This is a genomic window from Pseudomonas sp. LBUM1646, assembly GCF_059716165.1.
Window position 1 is genome coordinate 1,407,134 of the sequence record NZ_CP166810.1, and the last position, 17,356, is coordinate 1,424,489.

Annotated in this window: 12 protein-coding genes and 3 tRNA genes; 4 read left to right on the top strand and 11 right to left on the bottom strand. The window is 59.0% G+C overall.

Annotation, left to right across the window (positions count from 1 at the left end):
* The first annotated feature begins 12 nt into the window (after positions 1-12).
* Complete coding sequence (locus ACA071_RS06180) at positions 13-1,914, top strand: potassium transporter Kup (protein ID WP_497643573.1); 1,902 nt, start codon at positions 13-15, stop codon at positions 1,912-1,914.
* Between the two features lie 260 nt (positions 1,915-2,174).
* Here the strand turns inward: ACA071_RS06180 and ACA071_RS06185 are convergent, their stop codons facing one another.
* The 5 genes from ACA071_RS06185 to ACA071_RS06205 all read right to left on the bottom strand — a co-directional run bounded on the left by ACA071_RS06185 (position 2,175) and on the right by ACA071_RS06205 (position 7,085).
* Entirely contained in the window at positions 2,175-3,473 is a 1,299-nt protein-coding gene (locus ACA071_RS06185) for a virulence factor family protein (RefSeq protein WP_497643574.1), read from the bottom strand.
* Positions 3,473-6,115, bottom strand: a complete 2,643-nt coding sequence (mprF, locus tag ACA071_RS06190; RefSeq protein ID WP_497643575.1) for a bifunctional lysylphosphatidylglycerol flippase/synthetase MprF — start codon at positions 6,113-6,115, stop codon at positions 3,473-3,475. The genes ACA071_RS06185 and mprF overlap by 1 nt, the downstream gene beginning before the upstream one ends.
* 277 nt (positions 6,116-6,392) lie before the next feature.
* Positions 6,393-6,469 (bottom strand) — tRNA-Met (locus tag ACA071_RS06195).
* A gap of 230 nt (positions 6,470-6,699) precedes the next feature.
* Positions 6,700-6,776, bottom strand: a tRNA-Met gene (locus tag ACA071_RS06200).
* A gap of 232 nt (positions 6,777-7,008) precedes the next feature.
* Positions 7,009-7,085 (bottom strand) — tRNA-Met (locus tag ACA071_RS06205).
* 300 nt (positions 7,086-7,385) lie between these two features.
* On the opposite strand from ACA071_RS06205, the gene dinB reads away from it, so the two are divergent.
* Positions 7,386-8,447 (top strand): DNA polymerase IV, encoded by a 1,062-nt coding sequence (gene dinB / locus ACA071_RS06210; protein ID WP_497643576.1) that lies wholly within the window; start codon positions 7,386-7,388, stop codon positions 8,445-8,447.
* A gap of 99 nt (positions 8,448-8,546) precedes the next feature.
* Here dinB and ACA071_RS06215 read toward each other — a convergent pair whose 3' ends face one another.
* The 4 genes from ACA071_RS06215 to ACA071_RS06230 all read right to left on the bottom strand — a co-directional run bounded on the left by ACA071_RS06215 (position 8,547) and on the right by ACA071_RS06230 (position 13,320).
* Complete coding sequence (locus ACA071_RS06215) at positions 8,547-9,500, bottom strand: hypothetical protein (protein ID WP_497643577.1); 954 nt, start codon at positions 9,498-9,500, stop codon at positions 8,547-8,549.
* A 17-nt stretch (positions 9,501-9,517) separates the two neighbouring features.
* On the bottom strand, positions 9,518-11,233 hold the full coding sequence (locus tag ACA071_RS06220) for a proline--tRNA ligase (RefSeq protein WP_497643578.1): 1,716 nt from the start codon (positions 11,231-11,233) through the stop codon (positions 9,518-9,520).
* 130 nt (positions 11,234-11,363) lie between these two features.
* Positions 11,364-12,923 (bottom strand): AmpG family muropeptide MFS transporter, encoded by a 1,560-nt coding sequence (locus ACA071_RS06225; protein WP_497643579.1) that lies wholly within the window; start codon positions 12,921-12,923, stop codon positions 11,364-11,366.
* 43 nt (positions 12,924-12,966) lie between these two features.
* Positions 12,967-13,320, bottom strand: coding sequence for an MGMT family protein (locus ACA071_RS06230; RefSeq protein WP_497643580.1), 354 nt, complete (start codon positions 13,318-13,320; stop codon positions 12,967-12,969).
* A gap of 163 nt (positions 13,321-13,483) precedes the next feature.
* On the opposite strand from ACA071_RS06230, the gene ACA071_RS06235 reads away from it, so the two are divergent.
* On the top strand, positions 13,484-14,491 hold the full coding sequence (locus ACA071_RS06235) for a DUF481 domain-containing protein (protein ID WP_497643581.1): 1,008 nt from the start codon (positions 13,484-13,486) through the stop codon (positions 14,489-14,491).
* 66 nt (positions 14,492-14,557) lie between these two features.
* Here the strand turns inward: ACA071_RS06235 and ACA071_RS06240 are convergent, their stop codons facing one another.
* Both ACA071_RS06240 and ACA071_RS06245 read right to left on the bottom strand, forming a co-directional pair.
* Positions 14,558-16,018: a toxin-antitoxin system YwqK family antitoxin gene (locus ACA071_RS06240; protein ID WP_497643582.1), complete on the bottom strand. Its 1,461-nt coding sequence runs from the start codon at positions 16,016-16,018 to the stop codon at positions 14,558-14,560.
* A 131-nt stretch (positions 16,019-16,149) separates the two neighbouring features.
* Positions 16,150-16,359, bottom strand: coding sequence for a cold-shock protein (locus ACA071_RS06245; RefSeq protein WP_002554837.1), 210 nt, complete (start codon positions 16,357-16,359; stop codon positions 16,150-16,152).
* 355 nt (positions 16,360-16,714) lie between these two features.
* On the opposite strand from ACA071_RS06245, the gene dcd reads away from it, so the two are divergent.
* Positions 16,715-17,281, top strand: a complete 567-nt coding sequence (gene dcd, locus ACA071_RS06250) for a dCTP deaminase (RefSeq protein ID WP_054047011.1) — start codon at positions 16,715-16,717, stop codon at positions 17,279-17,281.
* Positions 17,282-17,356: the final 75 nt, after the last annotated feature.

A 17,356-nucleotide genomic window follows, 5' to 3' on the forward strand; every position in this document is an offset into this window, starting at 1 on the left:
TAGGAGTTTTGGATGGGGCAGGCAAGTAGTCAGGCGACGAGCGCTGAGCATTCGGCAGCAAAACCGATCGGCATGCTGGTCGCGGCGGTCGGGGTGGTTTACGGCGATATCGGCACGAGCCCGCTGTACACCCTGAAAGAAGTGTTCTCCGGTGCCTACGGCGTACCGGTCAACCATGACGGCGTGTTGGGCATCCTGGCGCTGATCTTCTGGTCGTTGATCTGGGTCGTCTCGATCAAATACATGATGTTCGTGCTTCGCGCTGACAACCAGGGCGAAGGCGGGATCATGGCCTTGACCGCACTGGCCAGGCGGGCGGCGGCGGGGCACCCGAAGTTACGTTCCCTGCTGGTGGTCTGCGGGTTGATCGGTGCGGCGCTGTTTTATGGCGACAGCATGATCACTCCGGCGATTTCTGTACTCTCGGCGATTGAAGGCCTGGGGCTGGCATTCGATGGCATCGACCATTGGGTGGTGCCGCTGTCGTTGATCGTGCTGGTGGCGCTGTTCCTGATTCAGAGTCACGGCACCGCGCGGATCGGCATTTTGTTCGGGCCGATCATGGTCACCTGGTTTGTGGTGCTCGGTGCCTTGGGCGTCTACGGCATCCTGCAGCACCCGGAAGTGTTGCACGCGATGAACCCGGTGTGGGGCGTACGTTTCTTCGTCGCCCACCCAGGCATGGGAGTGACCATTCTTGGTGCCGTGGTGCTGGCATTGACCGGTGCCGAAGCACTGTATGCGGACATGGGCCACTTCGGTCGCAAGCCGATTGCCCGTGCGTGGTTCATCCTCGTGCTGCCGGCGCTGGTGTTGAATTACTTCGGCCAGGGCGCGTTGCTGCTCGGTGATCCGGAAGCCGCCCGCAACCCGTTCTATCTGTTGGCGCCGAGCTGGGCGTTGATTCCGTTGGTCGGCTTGTCGACCATGGCGACTGTGATCGCCTCTCAAGCGGTGATCTCCGGTGCGTTCTCCCTGACCCGTCAGGCGATCCAGCTCGGTTACATTCCGCGCATGCACATCCGGCACACCTCCAGCGCTGAACAAGGCCAGATCTATATCGGCGCAGTGAACTGGGCGCTGATGGTCGGCGTGATTCTGCTGGTGCTGGGCTTCGAATCCTCCGGTGCCCTGGCCTCGGCTTACGGTGTGGCGGTGACAGGCACCATGCTGATGACCACCATTCTGGTGTCGGCGGTGATACTGCTGCTGTGGAAATGGCCGCCGATCCTCGCGGTTCCATTGTTGTTCGGATTCCTGTTGGTGGACGGTCTGTACTTCGCTGCCAACGTGCCGAAGATCATTCAGGGCGGGGCGTTCCCGGTGATCGCCGGTATCGTTCTATTCGTGCTGATGACCACATGGAAGCGAGGCAAACAACTGCTGGTCGAACGTCTCGACGAGGGCGGATTGCCGCTGCCGATCTTCATCAGCAGTATCCGCGTACAACCGCCGCACCGCGTCCAGGGCACCGCCGTGTTCCTCACCGCGCGCCCGGACGCCGTGCCCCACGCGTTGTTGCACAACCTGCTGCATAACCAGGTGTTGCATGAACAAGTGGTGCTGCTGACGGTGGTGTACGAAGACATCCCGCGGGTGCCGGCATCCCGGCGTTTCGAGGTGGATTCCTACGGCGAAGGGTTCTTCCGGGTGATCCTGCACTTCGGCTTCGTCGACGAACCAGACGTGCCGCAAGCGCTGAAACTGTGTCATCTCGACGACCTGGACTTCAGCCCGATGCGCACCACCTACTTCCTCAGCCGCGAGACGGTCATCGCCTCCAAACTCGAAGGCATGGCCCGCTGGCGTGAGGGGTTGTTCGCCTTCATGTTGCAGAATGCCAACGGTAATTTGCGCTTCTTCAATCTGCCGCTGAACCGGGTGATTGAGTTGGGGACTCAGGTGGAGATGTAAACCTCGCTAAAAAGCCCCCGTTGCCATTGAGGTAGCGGGGGCTTTTTTGTGTCTGGGCACATCACCCCAATGCAATGAAGATCCTCTGTGGGAGCGAGCTTGCTCGCGATAGCGGTGGATCAGTCGCTATCCATGTTGCCTGTGCCGACGCTATCGCGAGCAAGCTCGCTCCCACAGGGGGATTGGTGGTGTGGCTGCCAGAATGAAAAAGCCCCCGCAACCATAAGGCTGCGGGGGCTTTTTATTCGGCGGGGCTCAGATCACTCCTGCGCCGTCGCTTCTTCCTTGGCCTGGCGCTTGACGATGATGTCCACCAAGCGCTGTGCCAGCGCCGGGTAGTTCTCGTCGAAGTGGTGACCGCCAGGCAGTTTCATGGCTTCGCCCACGGCGGTCTTGTCGGTGCAGCCGCTTTCGTCGACTTCTTCTTCGCCGTAGATGCACACCACTTTCTCAGGTGGCAGCTTGGCCATTTCCGGGCCGGTGGCGGCTTCTTTGCCGGCGTTGCCGAGCCAGCCTTCGACTTCGATTTCGAAGCTGCCGGTGCGGGCGAAGGCGAGCAGGATGATGGCGTCGACCCGTTGTTGTTCCGATTCCGCGAGGCGGTTGTAGATCGCCGGCAGTACGTCGGCGCCGAACGAGTAACCGGTCAGGATGAAGCGCTTGGTGCCCCACTTCTGACGGTAGTGCTGCATTAGCTCGGCGAGGTCCAGGGCGCTTTGCTCCGGGCTCTTGTGCTGCCAGTAGTAGCGCAGGGTGTCGATGCCGACCACCGGGTAGCCGATCTTGGCCATCTCGCCCGCGACGTCGCGGTCGAGGTCGCGCCAGCCGCCGTCACCGGAGAGGAACAGGGTGACGGTGTCTTTGGCTTGCCCGGCCGGCACTTCAACCACTGGAATTTGCAGGCCGCCAGCGGCTTTATCGCCACCGACGAGGATTTTGCGCAGTTCGTTGTTCAGCACTTGCGGCAGGTTGATGTCGTAGTCGCTGATGCTGGTTTCGGCGTTGGGTTGGTCGCGCACGAAGCCCGCGCTGGCGTCGTCCGGGTTGTCGTTCCAGGCCACCAGCCAATGGCCGTGGGCGGCGCTTTTTGGCAGCAGGTGCGTGCAGCCACCCTTTTCCAGAGCCAGGTCCACCGACACGGCCTGGGCCTTGTCGTTCTTCTGCTCGGACAACCAGCGCCAGGCCAGTACGGCGCCAGGGCCGATGCCACTGACCAGGGTCGCCGGGCCTTTCAGCTCGCGCAGACCGGATTGCAGGGCACGACTTTGCAGCAGGCAGTCTTTGGGCAGGATCACTTGAACGATTTGCGCCGCAGCGCTGCGGCTCAGGGACTTCAGTTGTTGATCGCTGAGCTTCTGTTCAGCAGTGACCGCCACCAGCACCTGAGCCTTGGGCGTGGTGCCGGGAATAACCCGGGTCATGGCGGCGCCGTCGGCCGGCGTCAGCAGTTCGAGGGTCGGTTCCGGTGCCGGGCGTTTCATGTACCAGTAACCGCCACCGACAATCAGGGCCAGCACTACCAGTGTGGCCAGTACGTACCGCAAGGAGCGTTGAATCATCAGCGTTTCACCAATCCAGTCAAGCCGCCCGCAATCAGGGCAGCAGTATCGGCCAGGGCAACCAGCGGATCGAGTCCGGCGGGCACGGCCATATAACGGGGTTCCCAGTCAGGCTGGAATTTGTCTTTGAAGCGGCGCAAGCCTTGGAAGTTATAGAGCTGCTCACCACGGCGGAAAACCATCGAGCCCAGGCGCTGGGTCAGTGGCGCGCCGCGACGGGGTTGTAGACCCGACAGCGGCACCATGCCCAGACTGAAACGCGCATATCCATGATTTTTATAATGTTGAATCAGACCGACCATCATGAACTCCATGGTCAGCTTGGGGGCGTCCGGGTGCGCGCGCATCAGGTCGAGGCTGGCCAGGTCATGGCCGTAGGTCTCGAGCAGGTTGGCGAACGCCACCGGGCGCCCTTCGAAACGGATCACCGCCACGCGGAAATGCTTGAGGTAGTCATCGCTGAAGCGGCCGAGAGAGAAGCCTTTCTCGCGCACGTTCTTGCCGGTCAGCCAGGCATCGGAAATCACCTTGAGCTCATCCATCGGCGCGTGGCCAGGCTCGTGGATTTCCAGCGACAGGCCGTCACGGGTGCCGCGATTCCAGGTGTAGCGCAGGTCTTTCATCTCTTTGCCCTTGGCTTCGAGATCAAAGCGATGCAGATCGACCCGGGCTTCTTCGCCGAGCTTGATCGCGGTCAGGCCGATGTCCATGTAGTACGGCAGATTCTCGGCGCGTACTTGATAGAAAACCGGGCGGGCGTGGTGGATGTCGCAAAGGTCGCGGAACTGCCAGATCATTTCCGCCCGTTGCTGGGTCGGGCCGATCGGGTCGTACAGCGCCACCAGGCTGCGGCCACGGCGGGCATACATCAGGAACGCTTCGTCGTTAGGGTGAAACAACAACGCCTTGTCACCGGTCAGGGCGAGGCCACCGTCGGGTTGCGATGAGGCCATGAGGATCTTTACTGCGCGATCCAGTTCATCCGGCGTTGGCAGATGAATGACTGGGCGCGCGGTGCGCAGCAGCCAGGTCAAGGACACCACCACCAACAATACCGCAGCGCCCAACAACGAACGCAAGCCACGTGGCGCGTCAGCGTCGAGGGTGAACTGCCACCACAGTTGATGGCTGTAGGGAACGTCCTGATAGGCAAACAGCAGCAGCCAGATCGACGCGCCAAGTACGCACAGGCTGGCGACCAGGTACAGCGGCGAGAAGGGCAGTTCAGTCAGACGGCTGGCGCGATAGAACGAACGGCGGAACACCCCGAGCAAGCTCGCCGTCAGGGTCATCAGGCAAGCTTCTTCCCAGTCGAAACCCTTGAGCAGCGAGAGCAGGGCGCCGACCAGCAACAGAATCGTGGTCAGCATCCACGCCGCCGACAGTCGACGGCGCAGGCCCTGGGCTAGCAATAGACAGAGCACGCCGATCAGGCTGGCACCAAAGTGCGAGGCGTCAACCAGGCGATGAGGAATCAGGAAGCCGATGTGCTCCAGGCGCGTGTCGATTTCCGGGGTCGCGCCGGAGAACAGCAGCACCACGCCGGACAAGAACACCAACAGCGCCAGAATCGGTGCAGCCAAGCCAGAAGCCGCCCGCAGCGACTGACGGGACTGGAACAGGCGCTGGCCTTCGTTGATCAGCAAGAATACGCAGGCCACCAACAACGGCAACACCACATAGATCAGTCGATACAGCAGCAGGGCGGCGGCCAATGGCGCGGCACCGAGGGTGTCAGCGAATGCGGCCAGCAGAATCGCTTCGAACACTCCGACACCGCCGGGTACATGGCTGAGCACGCCAGCGGCCAGGGCCAACAGGTAGACCAGCAGGAAGGCGCCAAAGGGAGGGGCTTCCGGCAGCAACAGATAAAGCACGGTCGCGGCGGCGGCCACGTCCAGTGCGGTGATGACCAGTTGCAGGAAGGTCAGGCGCCGGCCCGGAAGGCGCAGCGTGCGGCGCCCGGCCTTGACCAGCAGGTTGTCCGGATAAGGCTGCTCCGGCAGTCGACGGCGATAGATGCCGATGGCCAGCACGGTCGTGAGCAACAGCACGGCGGCGGCAATCACGCCCAGCAATGTTTCGGAGAGGCCCAGGGCGGCGGAGGCGGCGGGCAGGTTGCTCAGGGTCGCCAGTGCTGCCAGAGGGGGCAGGGCGCAGCCGAGCGAAAGGCTGGCAAACAGCGTCATGTGGGCGACGTCGGAAGCCCCCAAACCATGACGTGCATATAAACGGTAGCGAACCGAGCCGCCCGAGAGCATCGACAGACCGATGGCATTACCGATGGCGAAAGCGGTGAAACCGCCCAGAGCGAGGGTTCGTGGCGCCAGGGTGACGCCGGCATAGCGGCTGGCGGACCATTCATAGCCGAGCAAAATGATGAAGCCGACGACGGTCGCGCCCAAAGCACCGATCAATGCCGGTTTCGGGACGTCCAGGATCGAGTCGTGAAGCGCATACAGATCGAGTTCGCTTAATAGATGGCGACAGGCAATCAGCGCGATAGCGAACAACAGCAAAGTAACCGCAAGACCTATGGGCTGACGGTATTTACTGACCCGATCAAGCAGGCGCAAACGCTCGGGCTTGATAGGTTGTGTCGCTGTGACGGTGTCTTGTGTATCAGACGAGTTGGCGCGCATCAATCACCTCTTGGATTGTGCGCGACAGGATGGAGGTATCGAGCCAAGTTACCAATCCCTGTAGAAAAAAATAATCACAAATATTAACGCTTTTCGCCGGTTCGAGGCGATGGCGCGTCATCGGTCGTAGAGGGCCTGCCTGGCACAGAGCATAGTCTGAACTCAGAGCCTTGGTGATCCCGAACGGTTCACTGCACAGTGACAGATCATTGTTGCGAAAGGACTTTTTCAACAGATACAAAAAAGGCCACTCTTTCGAGTAGCCTTTTTTGATGTTTGGTTGCGGGAGCCGGATTTGAACCGACGACCTTCGGGTTATGAGCCCGACGAGCTACCAGACTGCTCCATCCCGCGTCTGTGTGGCGGCATTCTACAGGCGAACGACGGAGTGTCAACCGTTAATCCTGAATAGGGTCAAATAAGCGTAAGTGAGCGGCGAGCGGTCGCAGGGGAGGCCTAAGTTTCGGAATAGGAACGATTTCTTGTTTCTGCGTCGTCAGCCGTTACTTGCTCGTTTCTATTCAAATTTATAAAAGAGACGCGCACAAAAAAGGCCACTCTTTCGAGTAGCCTTTTTTGATGTTTGGTTGCGGGAGCCGGATTTGAACCGACGACCTTCGGGTTATGAGCCCGACGAGCTACCAGACTGCTCCATCCCGCGTCTGTGTGGCGGCATTCTACAGGCGAATGCCTGAGTGTCCACCGTTAATCCTGAATAGGGTCAAATAAGTGTAAATGAGCGGCGAACGGTCGTGGGGGAGACTTAAGTTGCGGAATCGGAGCGATTTCTCGTTTCTGCACCGTCAGCCGTTACCCGCTCTTTCCTATCTAGTATTTACAAAAAGCGACGCGCACAAAAAAGGCCACTCTTTCGAGTAGCCTTTTTTGATGTTTGGTTGCGGGAGCCGGATTTGAACCGACGACCTTCGGGTTATGAGCCCGACGAGCTACCAGACTGCTCCATCCCGCGTCTGTGTGTCGGCATTCTACAGAGGATCGGCGATCTGTCAACCTTCAACTCAGAGAAAACCTCTTCCCGTTCAATCGCTTAGCTTGAAATTAGGGCTGGGTGATTGGCTGCAAGGTCGGTGTGGCAAGGCTTTAAGCTCTATCGGGTGAGGCTTGACGATTGAAAAAATAAATTCAACTGGCACTTTTCCTACGGGGGGAAAGAACATTCAGAGTACTGGTGCTATATACAGGTGTCAGTGAGATACTGCCGATCCGGCTCGTCATCACGTCATTTCCTTGCCATGAACACTGCCTTTATATGACTCAGCGCAAAATCATCCACGTCGATTGTGACTGCTTCTACGCTGCCATCGAGATGCGTGATGACCCGCGCCTGGCCGGTAAGCCACTGGCGGTGGGCGGGTCGGCGGACCGACGCGGGGTGATTGCCACCTGTAATTATGAGGCGCGGGCCTATGGTGTGCGCTCGGCGATGTCTTCCGGGCATGCCTTGAAGCTGTGCCCGGACCTGACCATCGTCAAGCCGCGGATGGACGCCTATAGAGAAGCGTCGAAGGAAATTCACACGATCTTCAGCGATTACACCGACCTGATCGAACCGCTTTCCCTGGATGAGGCGTACCTGGACGTGTCGGACAGCGCGCATTTTGGCGGCAGCGCCACGCGAATTGCCCAGGACATCCGCCGTCGCGTCTCCAATCAGTTGCACATCACGGTCTCGGCGGGTGTGGCGCCGAACAAGTTTCTCGCCAAGATCGCCAGTGACTGGAAGAAGCCCAACGGCTTATTCGTCATTACACCGGATCAGGTGGAAGACTTTGTCAGCGGATTGCCGGTGAGCAAGCTGCACGGCGTGGGCAAGGTCACCGCCGACAAGCTCGCCAGGCTCGGCATCATTGATTGTTCGCAGCTGCGTGAGTGGAACAAGTTGGCACTGGTGCGCGAATTCGGCAGTTTCGGTGAGCGACTCTGGAGCCTGGCCCGTGGGATCGATGAGCGACTGGTGCACAACGACAACCGTCGGCAATCCATCAGCGTCGAAAATACCTACGACGTCGATCTACCGGATCTGGTGAGTTGCCTGGACAAACTGCCTGAATTACTGGAAACCCTCGCCGGACGCATGGCGCGGGTCGACAGCAGCTACCGGCCGGGCAAGCCGTTCGTCAAAGTGAAATTCCATGACTTCACCCAGACCACGCTGGAGCAGGCCGGGGCAGGGCGGGATCTGGGGAGCTATCAGTTGTTGTTGACCCAGGCGTTCAATCGCGGCGGTAAACCGGTGCGGTTGTTGGGGGTCGGGGTGAGGCTGGAGGATTTGCGCGGTGGGTTTGAGCAGATGGAGTTGTTTGAGCGGTGAGATTCTAAAAAGCAAAAGATCGCAGCCTTCGGCAGCGCCTACAGGATGTATATCGATCCAATGTAGGCGCTGCCGAAGGCTGCGATCTTTTAAAGGCTGTTAATTCGGGTTTGGATCAGCCACCAGTCGCCCGGCATCCCTGGTCAAGGACTTGAGGAATTCGGTCTGCAGCTCAGGATCGTTGCGCGTCAGTTCGATCAGGCTCTGTTCCAGCTCACTGGCTTCTTCTTCCAGACCCAGCTCCGACAGACGTTTGACCCGGTGTACCCACTGGCTCACTTCGTCGTCTTCGAGGTCGTCGTAAATCAATCCGTGGGCTTCGAGCAGTTTGCCGCGCAAACCGCTGCTGACCGCCAGGGACGAGTCGGTGTGCACATCGTCCTGGGCATCTGCGACGGTAATCAACAGCCGGCTCAGATGGTTGATGTCATGTTCAGCGAACGGACTGTCCAACAGGTTCAGGCGCAATACGCCGTTTTTGTCGGTGCTCAGTTCGAAGGTTTCCTTGCCGGCCTTGACCTGCACCGGGCGCTCGCTCCAGGGCAGGCTCGAGTATTCCGTGCGTTTGTCGCGCTGGACTTCGTCGATGCCAGCCAGGTTTTGCTGGGCGCGACCGTGAGACTGCACGTTCATGAACGGGTTGATCCCGGCAACACCGTAGCTCAGCCAGTCCTTCGTCACGCTGTCGGGAAGATTGCCGAGGGCAAACACGTTGACCACATTCGCGCCGACGCCAGCCACTACGGCCACCATGCCCAGCGGGATCTCGTAGACCTCCCGCCAGGGTTGGTACGGCGTGTAGCGGTCGTAATGACGCGTGACTTCGAATTCGGTGACTTCGAAGGTTTTTTGCTCGTGGATTTTCACCCGACGTTGTGGCAGCTCAAGCACCTTGGGCTCACCGACATCGATCTGCAGGCTGTGATCGAGCAATTTTCGCTCGACCCGTTCCTCGTGCTCGCTGCGTTGTGACATCTGATTGGCACAACCGCTGACCAGCAGGGTGCCGCACAGGGCAGCACCACCGAGGCCTAAGGTGTTTCGCTTGAACATGACTTCTCTATCTGGTGTCAGCGGCGGATACGGGCCTGGAGGAAGGACAGCACGTCAGCGACCGGCAGGGCTTGCGCCTCGGCCTCGGTGCGGCTCTTGTATTCCAGATTGCCTTCGGCGAGGCCGCGGTCACTGACCACGATCCGGTGAGGAATGCCGATCAGCTCCATGTCCGCGAACTTGATGCCCGGGCTGGTTTTCTTGTCGCGGTCGTCCAGCAGCACTTCAAAACCGGCCGCAGTCAATTCTGCGTACAGCTTGTCGGTGGCTTCGCGAACCTGCTCGTTGTCGTAGCGCAGCGGTACCAGGGCAATCTGGAATGGTGCCAGTGTGTCGCTCCAGATAATCCCTTTGTCGTCGTTGCTCTGCTCGATGGCGGCTGCCACCACGCGGGAAACGCCGATGCCGTAGCAACCCATTTCCAGGGTGACCGGCTTGCCGTTCTCGCCCAGCACTTCGCACTTCATCGCTTTGCTGTACTTGTTGCCCAGCTGGAAGATGTGCCCGACTTCGATGCCGCGCTTGATTTCCAGGGTGCCCTTGCCATCCGGGCTTGGGTCGCCGGCCACGACGTTGCGCAGGTCGGCCACGGTCGGAACCGGCAGGTCGCGTTCCCAGTTCACGCCGAAGTAGTGCTTGTCGTCGATGTTGGCGCCAATACCGAAGTCGCTCATCAGCTCGACCGAACGGTCGATGATGATCGGTAGCGGCAGGTTCAACGGGCCGAGGGAGCCGGCACCGGCGCCAATCGCATCACGCAATTCGCTTTCCGAAGCCATCACCAGCGGGCTGGCAACGCCTGGCTGTTGGGAGGCCTTGATTTCGTTCAGCTCATGGTCGCCACGGATGATCAGGGCAATCAGCTTGCCTGCTTCTTCAGCGTGAACCACGAGGGTCTTGATGGTCTTTTCGATCGGCAGATTGAAGCCTTCGACCAGTTGCGCAATGGTCTTGGCGTTCGGGGTGTCGACCAGACGCAGCTCTTCGGCCGGAGCGGCGCGGGAGGTTTCACGCGGTACGGCCTCGGCTTTCTCGATGTTCGCGGCGTAGTCGGAGCCGTTGCTGAACACGATATCGTCTTCGCCGGACTCGGCCAGTACGTGGAACTCGTGGGAGCCGGCACCGCCGATGGAGCCGTTGTCGGCTTCAACAGGACGGAACTTCAGGCCCAGACGGGTGAACACGTTGCAGTAAGCCTGGTGCATGCGATCGTAGGTGATCTGCAGCGATGGCTGGTCTGCGTGGAAGGAGTAGGCGTCCTTCATGATGAATTCGCGACCGCGCATCAAGCCGAAGCGTGGACGGATTTCGTCACGGAATTTGGTCTGGATCTGGTACACGTTGATTGGCAGCTGTTTGTAGCTGCTTAGCTCATTGCGCATCAGGTCGGTGATCACTTCTTCGTGGGTCGGACCGGCGCAGAAGTCGCGACCGTGGCGATCCTTGAAGCGCAGCAGTTCAGGGCCGTACTCTTCCCAACGACCGGATTCCTGCCACAGCTCAGCCGGTTGAGTGCTCGGCATCAACACTTCAAGCGAGCCGGCGGCGTTCATTTCTTCACGAACGACGGCTTCGACCTTGCGCATCACTCGCAAACCCATGGGCAGCCAGGTGTACAGGCCCGAGGCGAGTTTGCGGATCATGCCGGCGCGCAGCATCAGCTGGTGGCTGATCACGACCGCGTCGGAAGGCGTTTCTTTCTGTGTGGCGAGCAAAAATTGACTGGTGCGCATGGTTGGCCGTTGTCGGTTGCTGATGACGAGAAATGACGGAGCATTGTACGGGCGAGATCTGCTGACGTACAGAAGTGCGGCCGGCGGTGTGGCTCGATGGCGGGAAACCTCCCGCCATTCGGGACATTTCCTACGACTCTTCCACGGCCGGCGTCTGCACCGGTTCAGGCGTCGGCTTCGGGCCGGCCCGGCGGCTCTCCTGGAACCAGTGCAGAGCGATCAGCAGCAATGTCGGAACACCGAGCAGGGCGGTGATCAGGAAGAAGTTGTGATAGCCGAATTTCTCCACCATGACCCCGGAGTAGCCGCCGATCAGGCGCGGCAGCAAGAGCATGATCGAGCTGAGCAGGGCGTATTGGGTGGCGGAGAACTTGAGGTTGGTCAGGCTCGACAAGTAAGCGACGAACGCCGACGTCGCCAGGCCCGAGCTGAAGTTGTCCAGGGAAATGGTCAGGATCAGCATGTTCAGGTTGGCGCCCATGTCGGCGAGCATCAGGAACAGCAAGTTGGTGCCGGCCGATGTGATACCGCCGATGAGCAGAATCGGCAGGATACCGAAGCGCACGATCAGCAGGCCGCCCATGCCGGCGCCGACCAGGGTCATGATCAGGCCGAAAATCTTGCTGACGCTGGCGATCTGATCCTTGGTGAAGCCCTGATCGATGTAGAACACGTTAGCCATCACGCCCATGACCGTATCGGACATCCGGTAGGTGGCGATCAGTCCGAGCAGCAGGAACGCTTGCCAGCGGTACCGCAGAATGAAGTCGTTGACCGGTGTCAGCACCGGCGCCAAGCCGCGGCGACCCATGGCCGACAGGCACAGGGCTGTGAGCGTGATGTAGAGGATCGCCCGCAGGAACGCGCGGTCTTCTAGCAGCAGGTCAAGCAGGCTCTCGCCCTGGAACAGCACGGCGGCGAAATCAGTGTTGTAGAGCTGGGTGAACATGGCCGGTACGGACACCAGCAGTACGATCAGGACAAACACCGAGGCCAGTTGATGCGCAAAGCTGTAGCGCCCCGCTTGCAACTGAGTGCGCAGCGGTACTGGCGGTTCGCGCATGAACAGACTGGTCAGCAGTGCAGGAATCATCAAGGCGCCGAACAGCACATAAGTGCCGGCCCATGCCGAATGTTGGTAGTTGAAGCCCGTGGAGCCGAAGCCTTCCGCGAAGAACAGGGCGCCAGCGGTGGCCAACAGTGCAGCGATGCGGTAGCCGGACATGTAGCTCGCGGCCAGCGCAGCCTGACGACTGTCTTCGGCGATTTCCAGGCGATATGCGTCCACAGCGATGTCTTGTGTCGCCGAGGCGAAGGCCACGATCACGGCGATGGCGATCAACCAGGACAAATGCTTTTGCGGGTCGCAGAAACCCATGCCGATCAGGCCGAGGATCACCAGCGACTGGGATAGCACCAGCCAGGAGCGTCGTCGACCCAGCTTGCCGAGGAATGGCAGGCGCCATTGGTCGAGCAGCGGGGACCACACCCATTTAAAGGCGTAGGCCAGGCCTATCAGGCTTGCGTAGCCAATGGTTTCGCGGGCCACACCGGCCTCGCGCAACCAGACCGACAGCGTCGAAAACACCAGCATGTAGGGCAGGCCGGCGGCGAAACCAAGCAACAACAGCACAAGTGTCGAAGGGCTGGCATAGGCGGCGAGCGCGGCGCGCCAGGTTTTACGGGGCATGGGCTGGAGTCTGCCTCAAGATTACGGAAACAAAGCGCGCACTCTAACCGCTGTGCTCTACCGGGCGCCAGCCATGACGCTGAATATCAACACGATTGTTCAGGATACTAATGCCCTCCATGCGCAAGCGTGCCCGTTGTTCATCCCCCGACGGGCTGCCCACCGGCAGGCTGATCCGACCACCGGCACCCAGCACCCGGTGCCAGGGCAACTTGGTGTCGCCGGGCAACTGGCTCAGTGTGCGTCCGACCCAGCGCGCCGCGCGGCCCAGTCCTGCCAACTCGGCCAGTTGCCCGTAACTCACGACTTTGCCCTCGGGTACTTGGGCCAGGGTCAGATAGAGCGCCGTGCGTCGGATTTGCGCCGGGTCTTCGGTTTCGGTGGTCGGGTCTGTCACGTCCGCAGTTCCTGAAGAAATTCGCTTTGCAGCCAACAGATTAAGTCCTGACGTGCCAATTGAGAAATGAACTCAATAGAAATAGTCGGGTCAGTCCTTGCTAGCGCCTTATTCCTAGGGATAATGCCGACTTTTTTCGCAAACCAGAGCCTTTGATCTGCTTATGTTGCCCAGAACCTTGCTGTGCCTCGCTGTTTTCAGTGCTTCCACGCCTTTGCTCGCCGACACCGTATGGTTGAAAAACGGTGACAAATTGAGCGGCAAGATCACCGTATTCGATGGCGGCAAGCTGCTGATCCAGACCGAATATGCCGGTGCGGTTCCGATTGACTGGAAACAGGTCAAAACCCTCGAAAGCGATCAGGAATTACTGGTCAAGCAGGATGCCTACAACGGCGAGAAAGCCAAATCATTGAAGGCTGCCGAAGATGGCAAGGTGACTCTGGCCAATGGCGAGGCGCCGAAAACCGTTGAGTTGGCGAGTATCCAACAGATCCTCAAGCCTAAACCGGTGGTCGAAGATCTGGTCTGGAAGGGCAATGTCGACATGGCCCTGGATTACCAGCGCGCCGAGAAGGACACCGACGACTACGATGTCGGCTTCAAGACCTCGGCGCGGCATGGCCGCTGGCGGCATACGGCCGAGGGCGAGTACAACCGCGAGTTCCAGGATGACGTGGTCACCACCGACAACTGGCGTGCCGAATACTCCCTTGACCGATTCCTCACCGAGCACTGGTACTGGGATGGTCGCGTGAACTACAAGCGCGACAAGGTCGAAGAGCTGTCCCGTCAGCGCGTGGTCGGTACCGGTCCGGGGTATCAGTTCTGGGATAACGAGCTTGGCGCATTCTCGCTCGGTTCGCTGCTCAACCGCACCGATTACGAATACCGCGATGGCGGCAAGGACAACTTCTATTCGGTGGCCATGAAGTGGGACTACAACCGTTACCTGATTGGCAAAAAGGTCGAGTTCTTCACCAATGGCGAATTGGGCAAGCCGCTGTCCGGCGTGGCCGATTACGCGCTCGATGCCGAATTGGGCTTGCGCTACAAAGTCACCGACTGGGCTTCGCTTAACCTCAAGGCCGAGCGCGACATCATCAGCGGCACCGATGATGCTGATTTGAGCAAGACTCGCTATACCGCAGGGTTTGGCGTGGCCTGGTAACTGTCGTATTTGCACAAAAAAAGCCCCGTCACCGTAAGGTTGCGGGGCTTTTTCTTGGGCGGGCGATTAGCTGGCTGTAGGCGCTGGTGATTCGGGTCGAGTGCATTCACCCTGACGGACCCCAGCCTCATATCGGCATTCGCCGTTCGGGCTGCCATCCTCTTTCCACATGTGCATCACACCTTGCTCGCGGCCCTCGACGTAATCGACCGACGTATTCATCTGGCCGTTTTCCCACCAAGTGATGGACGGGCCTTCAAGTTTGCCGTCCTTGTAAGTTTTTTGTTCCTTGAGCTGGCCGTTGGCGTACCACTCTTTGAAGTCGCCCTGTTCGCGGTGCTGCTCATCCCACTGCCATTGCACGGTTTGTACACCCTGGACGTTCCAGCTGGCATGACTGCGCTGGACGGAGTGCTCGTCCACAAAGACTTTCTGTTTCACCGTTGCATTCGGGTGATACTCGATTTGCCAGCCCTGCGGCGCGTTGTCGACGTAGTCCGTGCTGCTTTCCAGTGAGCCGTCCGGAAAGTAGGAAAGGTTGGGGCCGACCATTTTGCCGTTGACGTATTGAGCGCGCGATTTGATTTTGCCATCGGGGTAATAGCCGAGAATCGGGCCGTTCAGAACATCATTGTCATAGGTGAGGCGGCCGATCACTGCGCCGTCTTCGTCATATTCCAGATACTCGCCATCCACGTGCTTGCCGGCGTGCCAGTTGTAGGACTCAGCCTTTTTGCCGTTATCGTGGTAGGTGGTCTCCCAGCCTTCCAGTTTGTCATTCAAGTAATGGGCGCGCTTGGTGACAATCCCGCTTTCGGAATAGGTGATTACCTCGCCCTGGGTTTGGCCCTTGGCGTCGTTCTGATAGCTTTGTCCGAGCTTTCCATTCGAGTAGTAGGATTTTGAGGCAAGGACCGGCTTGCCTGACACATAGTCCTTGGCATCGACGTAATAGTCGCGACGCACGCTGCCTGATTCGATGTAAAAGACTTTGGCGTGCCAGGCTTTGCGCTTGCTGTCGTAGGCCATCGGCATTTTCAGGAAGAAAGACGCCTGGCCTTTGCTGGTCGGTGCATAGTCCTCGTCCAGATACAACGTTCCGTCTACCAAGGATGCTGTCAGGTCACCGCATTCTTCGGGCGTGCAGGGGCGGACCTTTTCAAAAAAAGCCCGTTTGCCGTCACATTCCGAGAGCGTGATCAGCAGCGGGGTTTCGTCGTCGATCAGTTGCTGGACTTCATTAAGCAGTCGGCCAAACGATTCGTTGGGTACGCCCACCGATTCTGGTGTGAGGTAGACCTCGTTGCTGCCGCAGGCGTGTGCCGTAGAGAGTTCCAGCAAAGCCGCCGCACGCAGTTCTGCCTGAGGGACGCCTTGAATGGCTGGGCCTTTGGCGATATAGGTGGCGTGGGTATCCATGCCGACGATGATGGTCGGATGGTCGGGGCGGGGATTGGCGTGAGTCGAGAAGGGGAGTGCGAGCGTGATCAGCGCTGCGCCCAGGGTTTTCCATTGGTTGAACGGCATCCTGCTGCTTCCATGTGATTTCCAGGTGGCGAATCATATAGAAGGACGAGAGGAGGGCGTAAGGCAAAAACAGACGCCCACAAAAAAGCCCCGCTTTTAAGGGCGGGGCTTTTTACTAAAGCAAGTACAAGTTAGATAACTTGAACTTCTTCAGCTTGCATGCCTTTCTGACCGCGGGTAGCGATGAAAGAAACCTGTTGGCCTTCTTTCAGGCTTTTGAAGCCGTCGGATTGGATAGCTTTGAAGTGAACGAACAGGTCGTCACCGGATTGTGGAGTGATGAAGCCGAAGCCTTTTTCATCGTTGAACCACTTAACGGTACCAGTTTGGCGATTAGACATGGTGTAACTCCTTGAACAAAGATAACTGCGACGCAGGAAGAACCCTGGCCGAGACTGAGTGCAAAGAGCAGGAAAAATTCTTGTAGATGGTTGGATCGAAATTCAACATATCGTGTAGAGATTCTCAGTGACACAAGCAGCACAGTGGCGCCACCTTAACCCTTTTTCCGGAACGTGCCAATGCTTCCTGCGAAGGTTTCTCTGTTTTCGTGACTGACGGTGCATCGTTTTGGCGGAAAGAGCCGGCAATCAGGGGGGATCGGCGAGAATTACGCCTCGCACTTTGAACCCGGAGCGCGCGCCTAGTAAGATGCCGGACAGAATTTTTCCACCTCGCTATTCAGGACACCCCGCCATGAGCATCAAATCGGACAAGTGGATTCGCCGCATGGCGCAAGAGCACGGCATGATCGAACCGTTCGTCGAGCGCCAGATGCGCGGCGAAGGTGCCGAGCGCCTGATTTCCTATGGTGTGTCGAGCTACGGCTACGACGTACGTTGCGCCGGTGAATTCAAGGTGTTCACCAACATCAACTCGGCCATCGTCGACCCGAAGAACTTTGACGAAAAGAGCTTCGTCGACGTAACCAGCGACGTCTGCATCATCCCGCCGAACTCGTTTGCCCTGGCGCGCACCGTGGAATTCTTCCGCATTCCGCGCAACGTACTGACCATCTGCCTGGGTAAAAGCACCTACGCCCGTTGCGGCATTATCGTCAACGTGACGCCGCTCGAACCTGAATGGGAAGGCCACGTGACCCTGGAATTCTCCAACACCACGACCTTGCCGGCGAAAATCTACGCCAATGAAGGCGTGGCACAGATGCTGTTCTTTGAATCCGACGAAGAGTGCGAAGTCTCCTATAAGGACCGTGGCGGCAAGTATCAGGGCCAGCGCGGCGTCACTTTGCCACGCACCTGATCCGTCCATCTGACAGTTGCCGGGAATTCTTCAGCAGGTAGACACTCTATTGGGTGTACTGCCCGGTTTGCGCAC

Bases quoted from the DNA above. Each gene is read 5' to 3' on its own strand.
- ACA071_RS06235 (WP_497643581.1), top strand. From the start codon at position 13,484: ATGTTGCCCAGAACCTTGCTGTGCCTCGCTGTTTTCAGTGCTTCCACG.
- ACA071_RS06180 (WP_497643573.1), top strand. From the start codon at position 13: ATGGGGCAGGCAAGTAGTCAGGCGACGAGCGCTGAGCATTCGGCAGCA.
- ACA071_RS06245 (WP_002554837.1), bottom strand. From the start codon at position 16,359: ATGTCTAATCGCCAAACTGGTACCGTTAAGTGGTTCAACGATGAAAAA.
- ACA071_RS06225 (WP_497643579.1), bottom strand. From the start codon at position 12,923: ATGCCCCGTAAAACCTGGCGCGCCGCGCTCGCCGCCTATGCCAGCCCT.
- ACA071_RS06220 (WP_497643578.1), bottom strand. From the start codon at position 11,233: ATGCGCACCAGTCAATTTTTGCTCGCCACACAGAAAGAAACGCCTTCC.
- ACA071_RS06185 (WP_497643574.1), bottom strand. From the start codon at position 3,473: ATGATTCAACGCTCCTTGCGGTACGTACTGGCCACACTGGTAGTGCTG.
- mprF (WP_497643575.1), bottom strand. From the start codon at position 6,115: ATGCGCGCCAACTCGTCTGATACACAAGACACCGTCACAGCGACACAA.
- ACA071_RS06240 (WP_497643582.1), bottom strand. From the start codon at position 16,018: ATGCCGTTCAACCAATGGAAAACCCTGGGCGCAGCGCTGATCACGCTC.
- dinB (WP_497643576.1), top strand. From the start codon at position 7,386: ATGACTCAGCGCAAAATCATCCACGTCGATTGTGACTGCTTCTACGCT.
- dcd (WP_054047011.1), top strand. From the start codon at position 16,715: ATGAGCATCAAATCGGACAAGTGGATTCGCCGCATGGCGCAAGAGCAC.
- ACA071_RS06215 (WP_497643577.1), bottom strand. From the start codon at position 9,500: ATGTTCAAGCGAAACACCTTAGGCCTCGGTGGTGCTGCCCTGTGCGGC.